The organism is Pseudooceanicola nanhaiensis, assembly GCF_020171315.1.
In the GTDB taxonomy this organism is placed as follows: Bacteria; Pseudomonadota; Alphaproteobacteria; order Rhodobacterales; family Rhodobacteraceae; genus Pseudooceanicola; species Pseudooceanicola nanhaiensis_A.
In genome coordinates this window covers 28,098-44,279 of the sequence record NZ_JAIUZP010000020.1, presented here as the reverse complement: position 1 = coordinate 44,279, position 16,182 = coordinate 28,098, and the positions used below count along the sequence as shown (strand labels likewise).

Here is a 16,182-nt window from a genome sequence, read left to right as displayed (position 1 = left end):
AGGGTGCTGCACGCGCGCGGGAACTCCAGGGATGACCGGCGCCGTGCGGCGCGAGCAGCCAAAAGCGCACGGGGGCGGTTTCGCGCGAATCAAAGCTATAGTACCCAGCTCTTACGTCCAGAATTCTGACGTCGGAGCGTAGTACTTGAGAACTATCCCGTCCCGTGAGTCCCGGCCTGCTGTCTCGCCGAGGAACAGGAACGATACAGGTCGCCACTTGAGCGGTGAGATCAAAGCCGGCGCCTTGGAGCGACTGGAAGCCCTGTTTCAAAAGTTCTTGGGCGAGCCGGACCGCAAAGGTTCTCAAGACTGGCGCCCCAAAACAAACCGAGCCTTCTCAATGATGATGAGGGGAAACAAGAGGGGCCAGTGGTTCGATCACAGATCGGGGCAGGGTGGGGATGTTTTTGATTTCTACGCGGTTCATGCGCTGGGCATGGAACGCGCCAGAGAGAACTTTCCCCAGGTGCTCGCGGGGCTCGCGTCGACGCTGCACATCTCGCCCGACGGAGGCCGAGAAAAGATCCCCGGGCGCAAACCGGCCGATCGCACCCGCCGTGAGGAGCGGCTTGCGAACGACGACAAGCTTCGCCGTGACAGGTTAAACATCCTGAGTGCGGCCGAGCTATCAGCAGTCCTTAAGGGAACTCCCGTGGAGGCATACCTAAAGCGTCGCGGGATCGCCAATATGAAGGAGCAGCCGAACATCCGTTGGCTGGATGCCGGTAGAGTTGCCGGCCTTCCTTGCGCGCGACAGGGGAGCCTCGTCTTCTTTCTCGAAGATCCATCTGGCGACCGGACCGCGGTTCAGCGTGTTCTTCTGGATCGTGAGGGGCGCAAGGCATCGGGCGTTGTATCTCCCAAGCTGTTGACCGGGAGAAAGAAGGGGAGCGCCCTGAAGCTTCCGGGTAAAGAGACCGGGAGAGGCCCAATTCTGGTCGCAGAGGGCCCCGAAACGGCCCTCGCCATCTGGTGGGCGACAGGTCTGGAAACCTGGGCTGTCATCGACGTGGGGAACTTCCAGCACCAAGCCTTTCCCGCGGATCGACCAATTGTGCTTTGCCCGGATCAAGATGCTCCCGACAGTCCGGCTGCCAAGCAATTCGACAAGGCGGTTTCGACACTGCGTGCGAAGGGGGGGATGCTATTCGTGCTGCGGTGCCCGGAACAGATAGGCTCGAAAGCCGACTTTAACGATACTCTTCACCGTGAAGGGCCGAGCTTCGTCAGGAACTTCATTGCGCAAGAGCTGGCAAGACTGACCCCGCGGCCTCGCGATCGCCGCGGCCGATTTACCGGCGCACCTCTCGAGCTTGCTCGGAAGCGACACGATCGGCAGGATCAGGGCGAATGTCTTGGCGTTGGCGAAGCGCAGGCAGAACTGCACCGCCGAATTGATGGCTTCCTACAAGATATTGAAAGTGGTGAAGCGAAGGATCGTGCCCTGTTGCTGAAGGTCGGGCATGGGCTCGGAAAGAGCCGCATTCTCAGGGAGGAACTGGCGAACAGAGGGCCGCATTCATTGGACGGAGAGGTCGTCCTCTATGTGCCCACCTACAAGTTGGCAGAGGAGGCCAGTGCGCATCTAAGACACCTTGGTGTCGAGGCCTGTGTCATGCGGGGTCGGGGCGCAATCAACCCGAATTCGGGAAGCCCCATGTGTGCGCGCTCTGATCTCGCGGACGGCTATGTCCGAGCTGGCCTTTCGGTCACAACTCATCTTTGTCAGGACTGCCCATTTCGAACGACATGTGCCTACGAAGATCAGTGGCAGGGACTACCGGCTGAGCCAATCATCCGGATACATGTGACCAAATCCCTAGGGCAGCCAGGGCACGATCGCGGCCGCCGCGTTGCCCTCCGGGTTATCGATGAAAGTTTCTATAAGGAGCTGGTGCATCGCGAAGCGATGTCCTGGACTGCACTGGAGAAGGCGGTCTCTGCCTACACCAAGTCGGCGGATCTCAAATCGGCGTTGAGGGCGCTGGGCGAGGGGGTGAAGGCACCTGGTTCTGTCGACATGGCGTGTCTGGATGAAATCGATCTCGCGGCTGTTCATAGGATTTGCCTCAGGCTGTCGCGTGGTGCGCCTCCCGCCGCGCTGGGCGAAGGCGATCTGCCCTTGTGCCTGGATAAGCTGGTCAAGAAGCGCGCGCCACTTCGCTTTCTCGCCTTAGTCTTCGCGACCCTTGCGGAGTGCCGTGAACGTGGCGCCAGCGTGTGCCAACGGATACATCTTGGCGACACTGGTCCCATTCCGACCTTGCACCTTGATACATCCCACGAGCTGCCGACCGGTGCGCCGTTGCTGCTCTTGGATGCAGACGGCTCGGATCTGATTACAAAACGGTTTGCGCCACATGCAAAGGTCGCTTCGATCGAAGCCGCACGCCACGCTGAAGTCATCCAGTTGAACGACCGAACCTGCAACAAGACATTCCTCGGCCGGCCTGACACAAGCTTGGATATCCTGGCGCTTCTGCGAAGGGAGCGCCTGAGAACGCTGCCCCAAGGTCGGCGTCCGAGAGTTCTCGTGGTCACAAGCAAGAGCATCGCGCGCGGCTACTGCGAGCGCGCAGCAGGTGGGCTGGAAGGCCGTTCCATGGAGTTGGGCCATCGGGCGTTCGGTGTCGACTGGGCATGGTTCGGTCCTGCCACGCGGGCTGAATTGTTTTCGAGAGCACGACACGGTCATCGTCCTTGGACGCGAGGAACTGCCTCATGCCGAGCTTGAAGGGCTGACCCGCGCGGTTTTTGGTGATCGCGGCGAAGAGCTCGATTTCTCGGACCGCTCTGTGACAAATCCAGTTCCCCGGTTGGAGCTTCAGCTCGAGATGGCCGGCGATGAGACGGGCACAGTGACGGCCCCCGCGCGTCGAGATGCCCGCATTCGGGAAATCCAGCTGCAGACCCGCGAACTTGCCACGTTGCAGGCCGTTGAACGTTTGCGCCTGTCGACTTCGACCTCACCGAAACGGGTCATTCTCGTTTCGAAGCTCCCGATCCCTGGCCTGAAGGTCAGCCGCCACGCGACGTGGGATGACTTGATACCATCTCGAGCCCAAAGAGGGGTGGATGAAGCCGGGCTCAAGACGGGGATCCTGAGGCTGTCGCCCCGTGGTTTGGCGACAGATGCGCCAGAGACTTTTCGGTCGGAGAAAGCTGCAGAGAACTTCCTGAACCGGGATGGTGGTCGAGCGGCGCTAATTCCACCTCACACCGGTAATATCTCTATAGACGGCTTGGGGGCGAATAGTCGGGTCGTCGAGCTGAAGACGAGTGGAGAACGTGGCCGATGGTGCAAGGCGCTCGTTCTACGTGATGGCGATCTGTCCGAAATCATCTCCAGCGCCTACGGGCCTGAGATGCGATGGAAGGAACTCTCCTCCTGCGCAGGAACGTCCGAACCCGCAGCGGTGGTCCCGGCTGACGAATGTGTCGCCACCGCGCCGACACAGGCGCATGGAACCACGGGTCATCGCACCGGGTCGCGGGCGGCGAAAGCATCGCTGATGCCGAGATATCCACGTGAATGTCTGATGACGGCCCAAGACAGGGGTCTTACCCATCGCCATGCTGCTCAGGGCGCATGGTGTTGCGGGCGCGGTGCGAATGGCTCGCGGGGGCCTCCCGCTCAAGCGCACACACGATGACAATTTTCCCGCCAATCGTCTGAGCAAGGAAAACCAGATGACACCTAGCCGTAGCGGTGATCACAAGAACGCTCTGAAATCAAAACGACGCCGCCCGAGGCCGCCCAAGATCACTGCGAGTGGGGAAAACCCGACCGATATTCAGATGCCGACGGACGAAGAGCTAGCGGAGCTTTACGGGGTCGAAACGGCGGAAATGGCGCATGCGCTTTTCCAGAGTTCGATCCTCGCCCTGGGGCCCGAAGGTGCTCCTTATCGAGAGATGGCAACGTTCGTCGGCATCGAGGAAAAGCCGCAGAGCGCGTTCGAAGCGATGTTGCAGCTTCAGATGGTCACAACCCACGCGGCGATGACGCGTGCGGCCTTTTCGCTGAACTCGAGCAAGACGCTAAACCCGACGTACATGAAGATGATGCTCTCGGCGCAGACGACGTTCCTGCGGCAACTTGAAGCGCTGCGCCGGATGCGCGGTGGCGGCTCTCAGACCGTGCGGATCGAGCATGTCCACGTCAATGACGGAGGTCAGGCGATCGTTGGTGCGGTCGGCGGGGCAGGGGGGGCAAAAGCAGATGAGCGCTAACCCCATGCAAAGGGCCCATGCCGCGCCGCGCTGTTCCGCGACAAGCAAGCGAAGCGGCCAGCCCTGCCGTGCCCCGGCCGTCAAAGGTTGGAACGTGTGTCGTATCCACGGGGCAGGGGGCGGAGCCCCAAGAGGGCCCGACCATGGTCAATATGTCCACGGCGCCAGATCGTTGGAGACCAAGTCACTCGCCGACTTGTTGCGGCGATTGAAACGGATGAGCCAAGAGAGTGGGTGGGGGTGAGCCGGGGAGAGCTTCAGAGGTTAGAGGCCCGTTGCGCGAGCTGATACCTCGCTGCTCAGGCAGGGCAGGGAGTGGATCGGAGCGACGATGAAGCTGGCTTCCTCAGACGGTCGAAGTCTGTGGCCGAATGGGCCGGCGTGATCCTGCGGCAGCCTTGATACGGTACGCGAGGCGGGGATGACTCAGCCGATGATCGTTGTCATCGGCAAGAAGGTCGGCGCCTTCGAGGCCTATCGGGACGCTTTGGACATCTACGGCCGCGCGATGGCCTAAAAGGACCGGCAGCTTGTCGAACTGCAGGATTGGTCCCACTACGACCTTTACGATCGGGAAGAGCCGGTCGCCCTGGCGATGGAGAAGATCGTTCCGTTTTTCACGACGCATCTGGGGGAAGAAGGCGTCACCGCTGCCGAGGCTGCCTGACGCCAATACGGCTCGGCCCAGTGCTGCGGGACCGAGCGTCTGGATGCGGAACATCACCGCTATGGTCTTACGGACTGCCGCTGATGTGATTGAACAGGTGATGTGTGGGTCGGCTTTGGGCTCGGAGTGGCTCTGCGTGGCGCGCTCGCTCCGTGTGGTACACTCTGTTACCAACATCGGGTTGGTGTCGAGGCTGGGCGAGGTGGCGGGAGAATCGACCATGCCTATTGCCAACTTGCCTGCCATTCGCGCTTGCCGCCCCGCTTGGAACAAGGGGCGCCGGATCGGCCAGAAACGCCCACTTCTGCCTAAGCATGTATGGGCCATCCGTGTTCGCCTGGAGATCGCCGGGAACCATCGCGACCTAGCCCTCTTTAACCTCGCAATCGACAGCAAGCTCCGTGGCTGCGACTTGGTGAAACTGAAAGTGGCCGACGTCTACGCGACTGGCCAGGTCCGGGAGCGTGCCTCCATCATTCAAAGCAAGACCCTGCGGCCGGTCAGGTTCGAGATCACGGATGGCACGCGGATCTCACTGTCGCGCTGGATGGAGGAACCGATAATGGTCGGCTCTGAATATCTCTGGCCCGGTCGCCTGCATGAACGCCTGCACATCTCGACCAGACAATATGCCCGTCTCGTCCGCAAATGGGTGTGCTCCATCGGTCTGGAACCGACCTCCTACGGCACACACTCCATGCTGCGAACGAAAGTCGCGGAGATCTATCGGAAGACAGGGAACCTTCGGGCCGTTCAGCTGCTGCTCGGACATACCAAGATGGACAGCACGGTACGGTATCTGGGAGTGGACCTAGAAGACGCACTCGCCATCTCCGAAAGCATTGAAATCTGACTGAGAGGGCCGTCGTCACTAGCGGCCCAAAGCCGACCTTCGTGCCAGGCGCAGCGGATGACCGGTCACGGCCCGTAGCTGACATTCGAGCCATGCACTCAGCAGGTCCGCTACGCGGACCTCAGCGCCAGCAGATGGGGAGCTGAACACCCATCAGAAGGCTCTCTCCCTACTTAGCAAATGAGACTACTTGTATAACTCGGCGTATAACGCTTTCGCCTCAGCGACCGCCTGGGCATTTGGGCGATACCCGCCAGTTTCGTTCACCGAGTTCCTGAGCGCGATTTCCACCAAGAGATCAGTCGGATGTCCATTGGCATCAATCAACGGAAGCTGGTCCGTGACTTTGACGTCACTCCCCTTGACCCATTCGCGGGCGAGAACAGACGGGCAGTTGCATGCTTCGCACTGCCCTTGGTTCGGCGTGCCGCTAGATGGTTTCTCACAATATGATCGGCCCGTCTTGCGCTCGGATGCCCTTAAATCGCAAGACCTGAAAAAATTGCCTCGGTGCTTGACGGAGCCGAGCGTGTCACACCACGGCAAGTAGATTTCAGCCATTGCCAATGCGCTGGCGTCGCTCTTGCTTGCAAACCAGTGAAATTTCGCTGCCAGAGAATAGATCGGGGAGCGGAAGACGGAATGTCCGTTGTCGCCCCCCTTTCCGTCATGGGCCCCGGTGTTGCCCGGCCTTATATCTGACCCTGGCCACGTTGAGCTGCGCTGCCATATGCAGGCGTAGTTGTTCAGGCGGATGCAAAGGGACTTCTTTCCCGCTATCATGGTGCCATCTTCGGCGCACTTGAAAGATGGGCGCCCCCCTACAGGCTCAAGATACTTTGCTGCCATCTCACACCAATTCGGCGCGTTGCCTTCTACGCGGTATCGATCAGCGAAGGCAGCGCCGGAATAAACCCCTAGCACTACTACAATTAATGCCCCCAATAATATCATTTGCAACGGCCTCTCATGACCTCGAAGAATGCGGCGCCAACGGGAGGTTCTGTATCCAGCGTTATGCAAAGATCGCATCAGTCATTCCAGTCTTCAATATGAGAGCAGCCGTTGCTCGCCGCCGCCCTAGCGGTAGCAACGTTCGAATCTATGAAGGCTTCATTGGCGAACGCTAGATTGAATTTAACGGTGACACCGGACGGCGCACCGACTCGGAACATGTTTTCGATCTGCTCCACAGCATGAGAAACGACGCCGGGGTCGGCCCATACCGATTGGCGCACGCAGTCCTGTACCTGCTGGACGAATTTCTTAGCAATTTCAGGCAATTCTTCATCCCTATCGCCAAGGGTTTTCGAAAGGAACCTCCCGTGAGGTTCGGCTCCAGTGTTGGGAAATTGAACCTTCAAGTCAGGTAGGACGGCAGACACTTCTAGGATGCCGTCTATTCGCTCTTCCTTACTGATCTCCTCGTCCCAATCGTATCCTGCAAAGTCCACACCCAGCTGTACGGTGTCTTTCCAGGATATCATGTAGTTGGCGGTGTAATCTCGCCCCCCGACGGATGGACCTGGCATTCTTGCAATCACGAAACTGTCGGCATGCAGCGTGGCTACAGTCAATACGGAGCGGAAGGTGGGAGGTGAAATCGTTACACCGCCTTCAACAGTGGGAGCTGGCCCAAGGCCTCGATCAAAGATCGCAAAGTATCCGAGGACGCCTGCTACGATGCCTACAGCAACCAGAATAATTCGTTCCATTTCACAATCCAATTATCGACCACTGAAGGCACTTTGTTCAAGGGTGCATGTCTCTCTTAGAACTGAGGAAGTCCGGATTTCCACTTGATAATATACATACTTAATCTTTGGAGGCTTCGAAAAGTGCAATTCGCGTTTGGCACCACGGCCGCAAACGGAGCAGTTTCGGCATGGTGACAAAAAGGGCCAAGTATGACAACCCGGCATTGAAAAGGCTGAGTGTTTGCCCATTGGGCCAGACTTAGTGGGCCTCTTATCGATGTTATCGAGCGCTTCCGGCGGTTCGCGACCCTGCCCGAAACACCGGGCCGCGGAAAGTACGACCGTCACGGTTTGAGCTCCGAGCTTCCGTTCTGGTGCGCGCTAGACAATGTTAGTGTCTTTCGCGACAGGGCGCGGTTCCTTTTTCATTGAGGATGGCGGTGACGCAAGGTGATATGGTTTGAGCTAGCAGTCTGTGTCCGGTCAAGTTGGGGTGGGCAGCGCCGCGGAAATCGACCTCTTCGTCCAAATCCTGTTGCGTCATAACGGAGTCATTGTATGTGCGTGCGGCGCGCGCGCGGGCCTCGTAAGCGTAGGGTTCCCATTCAGAAGGGTCCCAGTTGTTCGGTGGCGGTGCATTCGCAAGCTGGCCGTGTTGTCCGGCGGTCCATGGGGATGACAAGAACGAGTCACGCGTGCCGAGTACCAGCGAAACCCCGGTACGTTTCGCTGCGTCGCGTTGTTGGGAGCGGATGCCCTCGGCCTCGCGCAAGATCAACTCCGCTTCCTGACGAGTAATGTCGAAGCTCCATTCCCGTGCGATTGGGCGCGCCTTGCCTAAACCGAGAGCTGCAGCATTCCACTGACTGAGCGGATTGGGGGCTTGCCCTCCAGCCGCTGCGCCGTCCTTGCCGTGCTGTAGAACGGGCCCACGTCCTTTCTCCCTAAGACCCGCGTAGTTCGGCAATTCCTCATCGAGCGGGATCAAAGGTAGATCGCTGGACCGGAACGGGTCGGGATAGACGGGCGTGACGAGGCGATCCGCAGTGATCCCCGTAAGATTTATGATGGCCTCGTAAGCGATCACGAGCCTTTCCTGCAGAGGCTGGCATCGACTGTTTGCACATCGCCAATTCTTGGTCCCGGGCACGAGTGCGCCGGTATTGTAGGGTTTTAATCCGCAGGCCCGGCGAGCAACCTTATTTATCCCCAAGTTGCGAGATTGGGGGCAGATTTCGCCTGCGGCGATGTAATTAAATATGCCCATCTTATATGTGTTTGGCACGACATAGTAGCGAACGATGGATTCAAAGCCTCCATCATTTCCTCCAATTCCCAGGAGCACCAGGTCTGGCTTCGCGAGCTGGCCGTCGCATGCCGGTAGCCCATCAGTAGGATAGGCCTCGCCAACCTTATCGCCCCACTCATCAGAGTTTCTGTGTGCGGCGTAAGTCCGTGTCTTGAAGCTACCATCGATATGCCTTGGCTCCACCTCACCGGTGAAATTGTTATGACGAAGAAAAGCATGTCGTAGGTGTGACTGGTTGCGCGGAATGAGTTTGTCCCGCAGGACCCGAGGGTAAGGGCGCACGTCACCGGGGTTCGAGCAGAGATCCATGATCATCGAGTGTAATTGAGAGCGCGCGTGATACCAGGAAGGCTTTTCCTTCTGACCAAAATCGTTCGCACGGTTCGAGTCTTTCGGGATCCCTTGGGGATTCAATAGCCCGTCAAAGACCTCGGCCCCGGAGCAGGCGTAATGCAGGAAGCTGACAAAGCTGTGGGGCTCGTCAGAAGCGATTTTGAGGGCGGTCAGCGTCTCGTAGTTGAAAAAGCTCCGATAGCATTCAGCATCGAGCCAGCGCGCTTCGGCTGAACCATTTTCGAGAAATTTTCTCGGTTTCTTGAGCCAGTTTACATCCAGCGTTTCAGGCCTCGTCTCAGGCGTCCACGCCGCCCAGCGAGCGGGGATATCTGGGTTGCCTTGACCCGCCGAATAGCTTTCGCCAAGCCCGACTATCAGACGGTGCTTCACCTCGATCCTTGCTTCAGCCGATTGAACGCCGTCATGCGATTTTACCACGAGCATGCCGGCCGGATCGCTGAGATCGACCTCGAACATATGATTCTGGCAGGGCGCGGTTTGTGCTTCATGACCTTCGAATTGCCAAACGCAGCTTTCTGCGGTGATGACCGACGTCGCGCTGATCTTGATAGGACCGCGGCCGCGGGCGAGTGCCGCGATCCTTTCCCGGTGCATATCCTTGACCGAGTCCCAAAGCGCATTTTTTCGGTTGTCTGGTGCGGCTCTGATGAGCTCGGCGTAGGGAGAGACGAATGTATCTGAACCGTTGTCCTCGTGACTTTGCCATAGATCCCTGTGCCAGTCTTCAAACCGCTTGTTGGGATTCATTTTCCAAATGTTGAAGATTGCGACAGGGTCTTTCCCGATATCCCGGTAGGCCTCGAACGGGCCAAAACGGTTCGCCACCTCCCAGCTCAGGCTTGCCCCTTCGGTCAATCCGACCCGAGGCGCAAGACCGAAAAATATGCACAAAGAAATAAGATTCCATAGCGATTTGCGGCTTTTGAGCGTGTACTTCAATGATTCACCTGATGCTGAAAATGTTGAAGATCATGAATCAACTATAGCTCCCCTGTTCCAATTTGGCGAGTATTGTGCGTTTGTGCCGGTTCGCGCAATGGATTCGCAAACAGATATGGCAAAAGTCAGCATTCTTAGATTGCACGCAAAAAGAATGAGATGTCGCCGGGATGTAGTGAATGGGCCTTCGCCGCGCGGAGAGTGAGCGGCAGAACTAAGGCCGTTGGGCGACATCTTCCATGTTCGGGTCTATGAATGGCGACAGTTGGTCTAGGACCCGGCGAACGTCAGTTCGGTGCGCAAGGCTGCCGTTCATCCAAGACGAACTGAACGTCCGCTCTCCGCCCTCTTCGCCAGTTGCCACTCCCTACGCGTCCATGCGGAGCGAGTTCTCAGCACAAGCCCTTGTCTGGCACGAAGCGCATCGGCGTTGCGACATCGCGCGAAGCCTATAAGGTGAGCGAGCAATCCTACGGAGTATTCCATGAAGATCACCGCAAGATGGGCTCGACGCCTGTGTCTGGCGATTCCGCTCGCCTTGATCGCGGCGCAGGCGTCCGCCCATACCGGCGAGGGCATCAATACAGGCTTCGCGTCCGGCTTCTGGCATCCGATCCTGGGGTGGGATCACGTCGTCGCAATGGTGGCCGTCGGGATGTGGGGCGCCTTCCTCGGCACACCTGCCATATGGATCTTGCCGGTGGTTTTCCCGCTGGTCATGGCCTTCGGTGGTGCACTCGGCATCATTGGCGTGCCCATTCCCATGGTGGAGACCGGTATTGCCCTGTCAGGCGTTGTTCTGGGCCTGCTTGTTGCCTTCGCCGTTCGGGCGCCAATCTGGGTCGCGGCGGTGATCGTGGGGCTCTTTGCAATTTTCCACGGACACGCCCATGGCGCGGAACTGCCCGAGGCTTTCAGCGCCTACGGGTATGCGGTCGGTTTCGTGGTCGGCACGGGCTTGCTTCACTTGGCTGGGATCGGAATAGGGTTCCTGACCCAGTCACAGGTCGGCACCATGGTCGTCCGTGCTGCGGGTGGTCTTGTGGCACTGGTCGGCGCGGCCTTCCTCGTCGGCATCGCCTGACATCCATGTTTGGACCCTTCAGGAAAACTTGGGCGGCCCTCACGGCCGCCTTGATCTTTTCGGCCACCGCCGCAAGTGCCCATAGCTTCGGAACCGGAACGAATGCCTTTGATGCTTTCGTCGAAGGCTCGAATGCCGTGCTATTCTCGCCCGTATCGTTGTTGCCCTGCCTCTCGCTTGGGTTGCTGCTGACGCTGTGGCAGGTCGATGGCATGGTAAGGGCCTGGCCCGTCATCCTTGGCGCGCATGTCGTCGGTTTCCTTCTGGCGCCATGGGGTCAGAGCTGGGTGATGCCCGCATTGGTCCTCGTCGGCATGGGCACGGCGACGCTCGCGGCTCTTCTGCCGCGCCATGGTCGCGTCGAGGCGTTGGTCATCTCCGGCACTGTGGCCCTCTTCACGATGCTCGTCAGTCTTGAAGGTCATGCGTGGTTGGAACTGAGGGCGCCGATCTATGCCGGCATCTTCGCAGCAGCCAGTTTCGCGATCGCCGCAGGTGCCGGACTTGCGCGTTTTGCACTCGAGACAGTCCGGGCGCATTGGATGCGGATCGGTCTTCGCATCGCCGCCTCCTGGCTGGCTGCCGTTCAGGTTCTGATCGCAGCCTTCCTGCTGTCTTCGACCGGGTAGAGGCATTTTCGGAGAAGCGTGCGACAGGTCGGCCACGTTTCCAATTGCGCCGCCCGCGGGATCGGAGGTCATGACCCACAGCGGCCGTCCCTGCAAGCCGCAGCAAACGGCCGCTAGCCATTTCTGTGCTCGCCGCAGCATGACGCCCGGCATCGACACCAAGGGCGGACAGCTGATCTTCGCTGCGCTTGGCGAAGAGTCCGGCTCTCTGAGGAGCGCTTCGCGGCCAAGAAGTTCATTCCCCTTTCCGGGCGTTGCTGGCATATGGGCCGCATGACGGTCCGGACCTCGATCATCTTCGCTCTGGTGCTGGGCTTTTGCCTCGCGGTGAGCAGCGTTGGCTCGGCAACCCTCATGGCCCCCGACAGAACCAGCATGGCGCGGGCCGTCCATGCGATGGCCTTCGGACCCGCTGAGGCAGATTTCTGTGGCCATCCCGCGGGGCATGACGGTCACGAGCACAATTGCCCGTTCTGTCATGCCCTTCCTGACCCGCCGCAATTCATCGCACCTGATCTGCGCATCGCGTTCATGCCGCATGAACTGTGGCGGCAGGTAGAGGCCCTGCGGCGTGCAGCCCAGGCGCGCAACATCAATCATTCCACTCGGGCCCCTCCGCGGATCGCCTGACCGGCAAAGACTCGACGGCCCCGCTGCCTTGGGCGCGGGGTCCAACCTATGCCTGTGCCCGCCCGCGAGGCGGGTCGAAGGAATGTCCGAATGACTGACACCACGAACCGTGCAGCAGGCGCTGCACTCTATCGCGCCGTCTGGCGCTGGCACTTCATTGCGGGGCTTGTCGTCCTGCCCTTCATCCTGATCCTGGCCGTGACCGGTGGGATCTATCTCTTCAAGGACGAGATCAACAATGCCGCGCACCGTCCGTTGCGCTTCGTCGAGGCAGGGCAGGCGGCCCTTGCGCCATCGCAGATCACCGAGGCCGCACTGGCCGTCCACCCCGGCACGCTGCGCGCCTACACGCCGCCCCCCGCGCCCGATCGCAGCGCAGAGGTCGATATCGTAGGCCACGACGGGCTGCGCAACACGGTCTATGTCGATCCCTACGATGGGCGCGTGCTGGGCACGCTCTGGGACGGCGGTGCCGCTGGCAGCCCGGCGATGTACGTCGTGCGCAAGCTCCATTCGCTGGAGTATGTTGGATGGTTCGGCAATCGCCTGATCGAAGCCGCAGCGGGCTGGATGGTCCTGCTGGTCGCCAGCGGCATCTACCTGTGGCTTCCGCGCGGCCGCAAGACCGTGGGAACGCTGAAGATCAAGGCCAAGCGGGGCCGTCCCTGGTGGCGCGATCTGCATGCGGTCACCGGGATCTACACCGGTGTCTTCATCGTCTTCCTTGCCATAACGGGCCTGCCCTGGTCCGGGGTCTGGGGCGCGAAATTCTATGACACCGCCTATGCGCTCGGGCTGGGAATGCCCGATGGCTACTGGTCGAAGACGCCGCAATCCAGTGTTCCGACGCAAGACGTGGTGGACCGCGCCCCCTGGATCATGGAGCGCCAGCCGATCCCGTCTTCGCAAGCCCCTGAGCAGGCCCCCGAGCAAAGCCCTGGGGGTGGCGCGCACGCAGGCCACGGCGATCACGCGATGCACTTCGCTGCGCCGGATGTTGGGCCGGACGGCACCGTGCTTCCGATCCTCGATACCGTCGTCGCGACGGTCGAGCGATTGGGCCTCGTGCCGGGCTACGCCGTCACTGTGCCGACCACGCCAACCGGGGTGTTCACGGCCTCCGTCTACCCGGACGACATCACCTATGAACGGGTCATCCACCTTGACCGCTACTCGGGAGAGGTTCTCTACGATGCCGGTCTCGACGATCTGGGCACGCTGGGTCGCTGGGCGGAGTGGGGCATCTCGGTCCACATGGGGCAGGAGTGGGGGCTTCTCAATCAGGTGGTCCTGCTCTTCGCCTGTCTCGCGATGGTCATCCTGTGCGTGTCGGCCGCAACCATGTGGTGGAAACGCCGCCCCTCTGGCGCCCTGGGTATTCCATCCGTGCCGACCGACTGGCGCATTCCACGGACATTGCTCCGGATGGCTATCGTGGCGGGGATCTTCTTTCCGCTTGTCGGGCTATCGATGCTGCTTCTGCTCGCCATCGAACTGGTCGCCCACCTGATCGGCCGCCGCCGAAGGGTGGCATGAGACCCCGCGTAAGAGAGGGGCTCTGACCGTAGATAACCCAAGGGGGCCGGCGTGTGCCCCCTGCTTCAGCCGCAAGGGGCACACGCCCAAAGGGCGGAGAGCCGCCGTTCGCCGCGCAAGTCATGAACGGCAGCAGTGCGCGGGGAAGCACCCTTGGCTAAGCAGCGACCATTTCCCGAAAGCGGCCTATCACTCGGAGCGCAGCGATCGGTCGTTCAGAGCCCATCTTGTCAAATTTCTACTTAGCGGCGAAGGTCGACTTGCCGGAAATGCTCTGAGAGAGGCCGCCCTTTGATACTCGATCCGACACTAACCGTTGCCTATGTGCTCCTTGCGACAGCCCTTGCGGTAGCCCCTGGCCCAGATGTACTTTTCGTGGTCGCAAACGGAATGCAACATCGGGTTAAAGGTGCCATCACTTCTGCCTTGGGGATCGGAGCAGGGTCCGTTCTTCATGCGCTTGCCGCTGCCCTGGGCATTTCGGCAATGGTCGCTGCATCACCAACTGCCTTTGAAATTCTGCGATACGCAGGAGCGGCATACCTCGCCTATCTCGGCGTTCAAGCGCTCAGATCATGGTGTAATTACTCGAACACTTTTGATCAAAATCAATCAGTTGTGGAGATATCCGCATGGAATGTTTTTCGGCGTGGATTGATTACCAACATTCTGAACCCGAAAGTGGTTGTTTTCTACCTGGCGCTCTTGCCGCAATTCATCAGCATCGAACTTGGCAACGTCGGTCTTCAGATTTTTCTGCTAGGGTGCATTCACAACGTCATAGGTATCACGTTCCTCATTTGCATTGGCCTTGCGGCGGGAAAGGCTTCCGGTTGGCTGGCACGTACCAGTTTTGGGAAATGGATGGATGGTATCGCGGGCCTGTTCTTTATCGGCCTAGCTTTGCGGCTTGCCGTGTCTGGGAAACCTGAACAGTAATTGGGAATGCTGAACACTTCGCGAACCAGACGTTGAGACGAGGGCTTCATTCGGCAGCATTGTCCGCACAGCTGACCTTGGCGTGCCAGAACATGCTGCACGATGCCACCGATGGCCGGTTTTGGGAAGCTGCGCGGCAGCGAGGCCGAACCTAGCGAAGGTCCGGTTTGGGCCGGTTTCGGCGCTATGTGGCGGGTTCAAGTCGTTCAGCATTGCGTCGATTGTCGAACCACAGGTGTTCGAGGCCCCGGAGGCATTGCGGGCCGCGGGGTAGAGGTGCGGGTTGATGGCCGCGCCCGCTCTTGAGCGGGCAGGGTCGTCCGCCATGTTGAGCCGTCAGCTCCTGCCGGCGCAGGCTTCGGGCTGCCGGGCGCTCATGGGCGCGCCTTGTGTCCGACGTGAGGGGCAGCGCGACGCTCTTGGGCGTGGATTGGCCGCACGGCAAAGCGCGGCCAATGTCTGTGTCGGGGTGAAGGTGACACCTCGGGCTTGCCAGAGGCTGGCTCAGCCCTTGTGAATCGGCTCCGAGGTGAACTTGCCGCCTTGATAGACGCTTTCGGGCGCATCGCGAGGCGGGCAGGGGGCGGCGGCTTCGACCTCGGCACGGAAGGCCTCGGAGTTATCCTTGGGCCGCCAGCCGATCAGGCGCGCGGTCTCGGTGTTCCACCAGCCCTCGTCGTTGTCCGACACGCCCCAGATCACCGGACAGCCCAGCATCGGCGCGCGGAAGACGCATTCCACGAGGCTGACGAAATCATCGGGCGACATCCAGGTCGCCAGCATCCGCCGGTCGCGCGGCTTCTCGAAGCACGACCCGATGCGGATCAGCGCCGTCTCCTGCCCGAACTTGGAGTGATAGAGCGAGGCCATCGCCTCCCCGAAACACTTGGAGACGCCGTAGAGACCGTCGGGTTTCTGCGGGGCGCGGGTGTCGATCACCTCGTCCTGGCGATAGTAGCCGATGGCGTGGTTGGACGAGGCAAAGAAGATGCGCGGCAGGCCATGGGCGCGGGCGGCCTCGTAGAGGTTGTAGACACCCGTGATGTTGCCGCGCTGGATCTGGTCCCAGGGCCGTTCGACTGAGACGCCCCCCAGGTGCAGGATGCCGTCGCAGTCCTTGACTAGATCGTGCACCGCGGCCTCGTCCCCCAGATCGCAGGTCACGACCTCCTCGCCGGGCCCGGCAGGGCCCAGATCGGCGATGTCGGACAGGCGCAGCACATCGGCCATGTGGGTGAGGCGCGCCCGCGCCAGTTGTCCAAGGTTTCCGGCCGCGCCGGTGATGAGCAGTCGTTTCATACGGTCAGCT

At 60.2% G+C, this 16,182-nt stretch carries 12 protein-coding genes; 8 read left to right on the top strand and 4 right to left on the bottom strand.

All coding sequences use genetic code 11. The features are described 5' to 3' along the window. Positions 1-217: 217 nt before the first annotated feature. A complete protein-coding gene (locus tag LCM32_RS21550; protein WP_224823151.1) occupies positions 218-2,734 on the top strand; it encodes a toprim domain-containing protein in 2,517 nt (838 codons plus the stop codon). 956 nt (positions 2,735-3,690) lie between these two features. Beyond that, positions 3,691-4,233 (top strand): hypothetical protein, encoded by a 543-nt coding sequence (locus LCM32_RS21545; RefSeq protein WP_224823150.1) that lies wholly within the window; start codon positions 3,691-3,693, stop codon positions 4,231-4,233. Between the two features lie 346 nt (positions 4,234-4,579). Here the strand turns inward: LCM32_RS21545 and LCM32_RS21540 are convergent, their stop codons facing one another. Next, positions 4,580-5,122, bottom strand: a complete 543-nt coding sequence (locus tag LCM32_RS21540) for a hypothetical protein (protein WP_224823149.1) — start codon at positions 5,120-5,122, stop codon at positions 4,580-4,582. Here LCM32_RS21540 and LCM32_RS21535 point away from each other — a divergent pair. After that, the gene (locus tag LCM32_RS21535) at positions 5,121-5,753 is read left to right on the top strand and encodes a tyrosine-type recombinase/integrase (protein WP_224823148.1); all 633 of its coding nucleotides are present in this window, start codon (positions 5,121-5,123) and stop codon (positions 5,751-5,753) included. The two genes, LCM32_RS21540 and LCM32_RS21535, sit on opposite strands and share 2 nt — an antisense overlap. Before the next feature lie 1,031 nt (positions 5,754-6,784). Here the strand turns inward: LCM32_RS21535 and LCM32_RS21530 are convergent. Then, positions 6,785-7,468, bottom strand: coding sequence for a hypothetical protein (locus LCM32_RS21530; protein WP_224823147.1), 684 nt, complete (start codon positions 7,466-7,468; stop codon positions 6,785-6,787). A 373-nt stretch (positions 7,469-7,841) separates the two neighbouring features. Then, the gene (locus LCM32_RS21525; RefSeq protein ID WP_224823146.1) at positions 7,842-10,055 is read right to left on the bottom strand and encodes a hypothetical protein; all 2,214 of its coding nucleotides are present in this window, start codon (positions 10,053-10,055) and stop codon (positions 7,842-7,844) included. A gap of 484 nt (positions 10,056-10,539) precedes the next feature. On the opposite strand from LCM32_RS21525, the gene LCM32_RS21520 reads away from it, so the two are divergent. The 5 genes from LCM32_RS21520 (at position 10,540) to LCM32_RS21500 (ending at position 14,873) form a co-directional block, all read left to right on the top strand. Further along, positions 10,540-11,139 (top strand): HupE/UreJ family protein, encoded by a 600-nt coding sequence (locus LCM32_RS21520; protein ID WP_224823145.1) that lies wholly within the window; start codon positions 10,540-10,542, stop codon positions 11,137-11,139. Positions 11,140-11,144: 5 nt separating this feature from the next. Beyond that, on the top strand, positions 11,145-11,768 hold the full coding sequence (locus LCM32_RS21515) for a hypothetical protein (RefSeq protein WP_224823144.1): 624 nt from the start codon (positions 11,145-11,147) through the stop codon (positions 11,766-11,768). Between the two features lie 264 nt (positions 11,769-12,032). After that, positions 12,033-12,398 carry a hypothetical protein gene (locus tag LCM32_RS21510; protein ID WP_224823143.1) on the top strand — a complete coding sequence of 122 codons (366 nt, stop codon included), beginning with the start codon at positions 12,033-12,035 and terminating at the stop codon, positions 12,396-12,398. Positions 12,399-12,488: 90 nt separating this feature from the next. Then, positions 12,489-13,934 (top strand): PepSY-associated TM helix domain-containing protein, encoded by a 1,446-nt coding sequence (locus LCM32_RS21505; protein ID WP_224823142.1) that lies wholly within the window; start codon positions 12,489-12,491, stop codon positions 13,932-13,934. A gap of 291 nt (positions 13,935-14,225) precedes the next feature. Continuing rightward, positions 14,226-14,873 (top strand): LysE family translocator, encoded by a 648-nt coding sequence (locus tag LCM32_RS21500; protein WP_224823141.1) that lies wholly within the window; start codon positions 14,226-14,228, stop codon positions 14,871-14,873. Between the two features lie 504 nt (positions 14,874-15,377). Here the strand turns inward: LCM32_RS21500 and LCM32_RS21495 are convergent. Continuing rightward, positions 15,378-16,172 carry an NAD-dependent epimerase/dehydratase family protein gene (locus LCM32_RS21495; protein WP_224823140.1) on the bottom strand — a complete coding sequence of 265 codons (795 nt, stop codon included), beginning with the start codon at positions 16,170-16,172 and terminating at the stop codon, positions 15,378-15,380. Positions 16,173-16,182 lie beyond the last annotated feature (10 nt).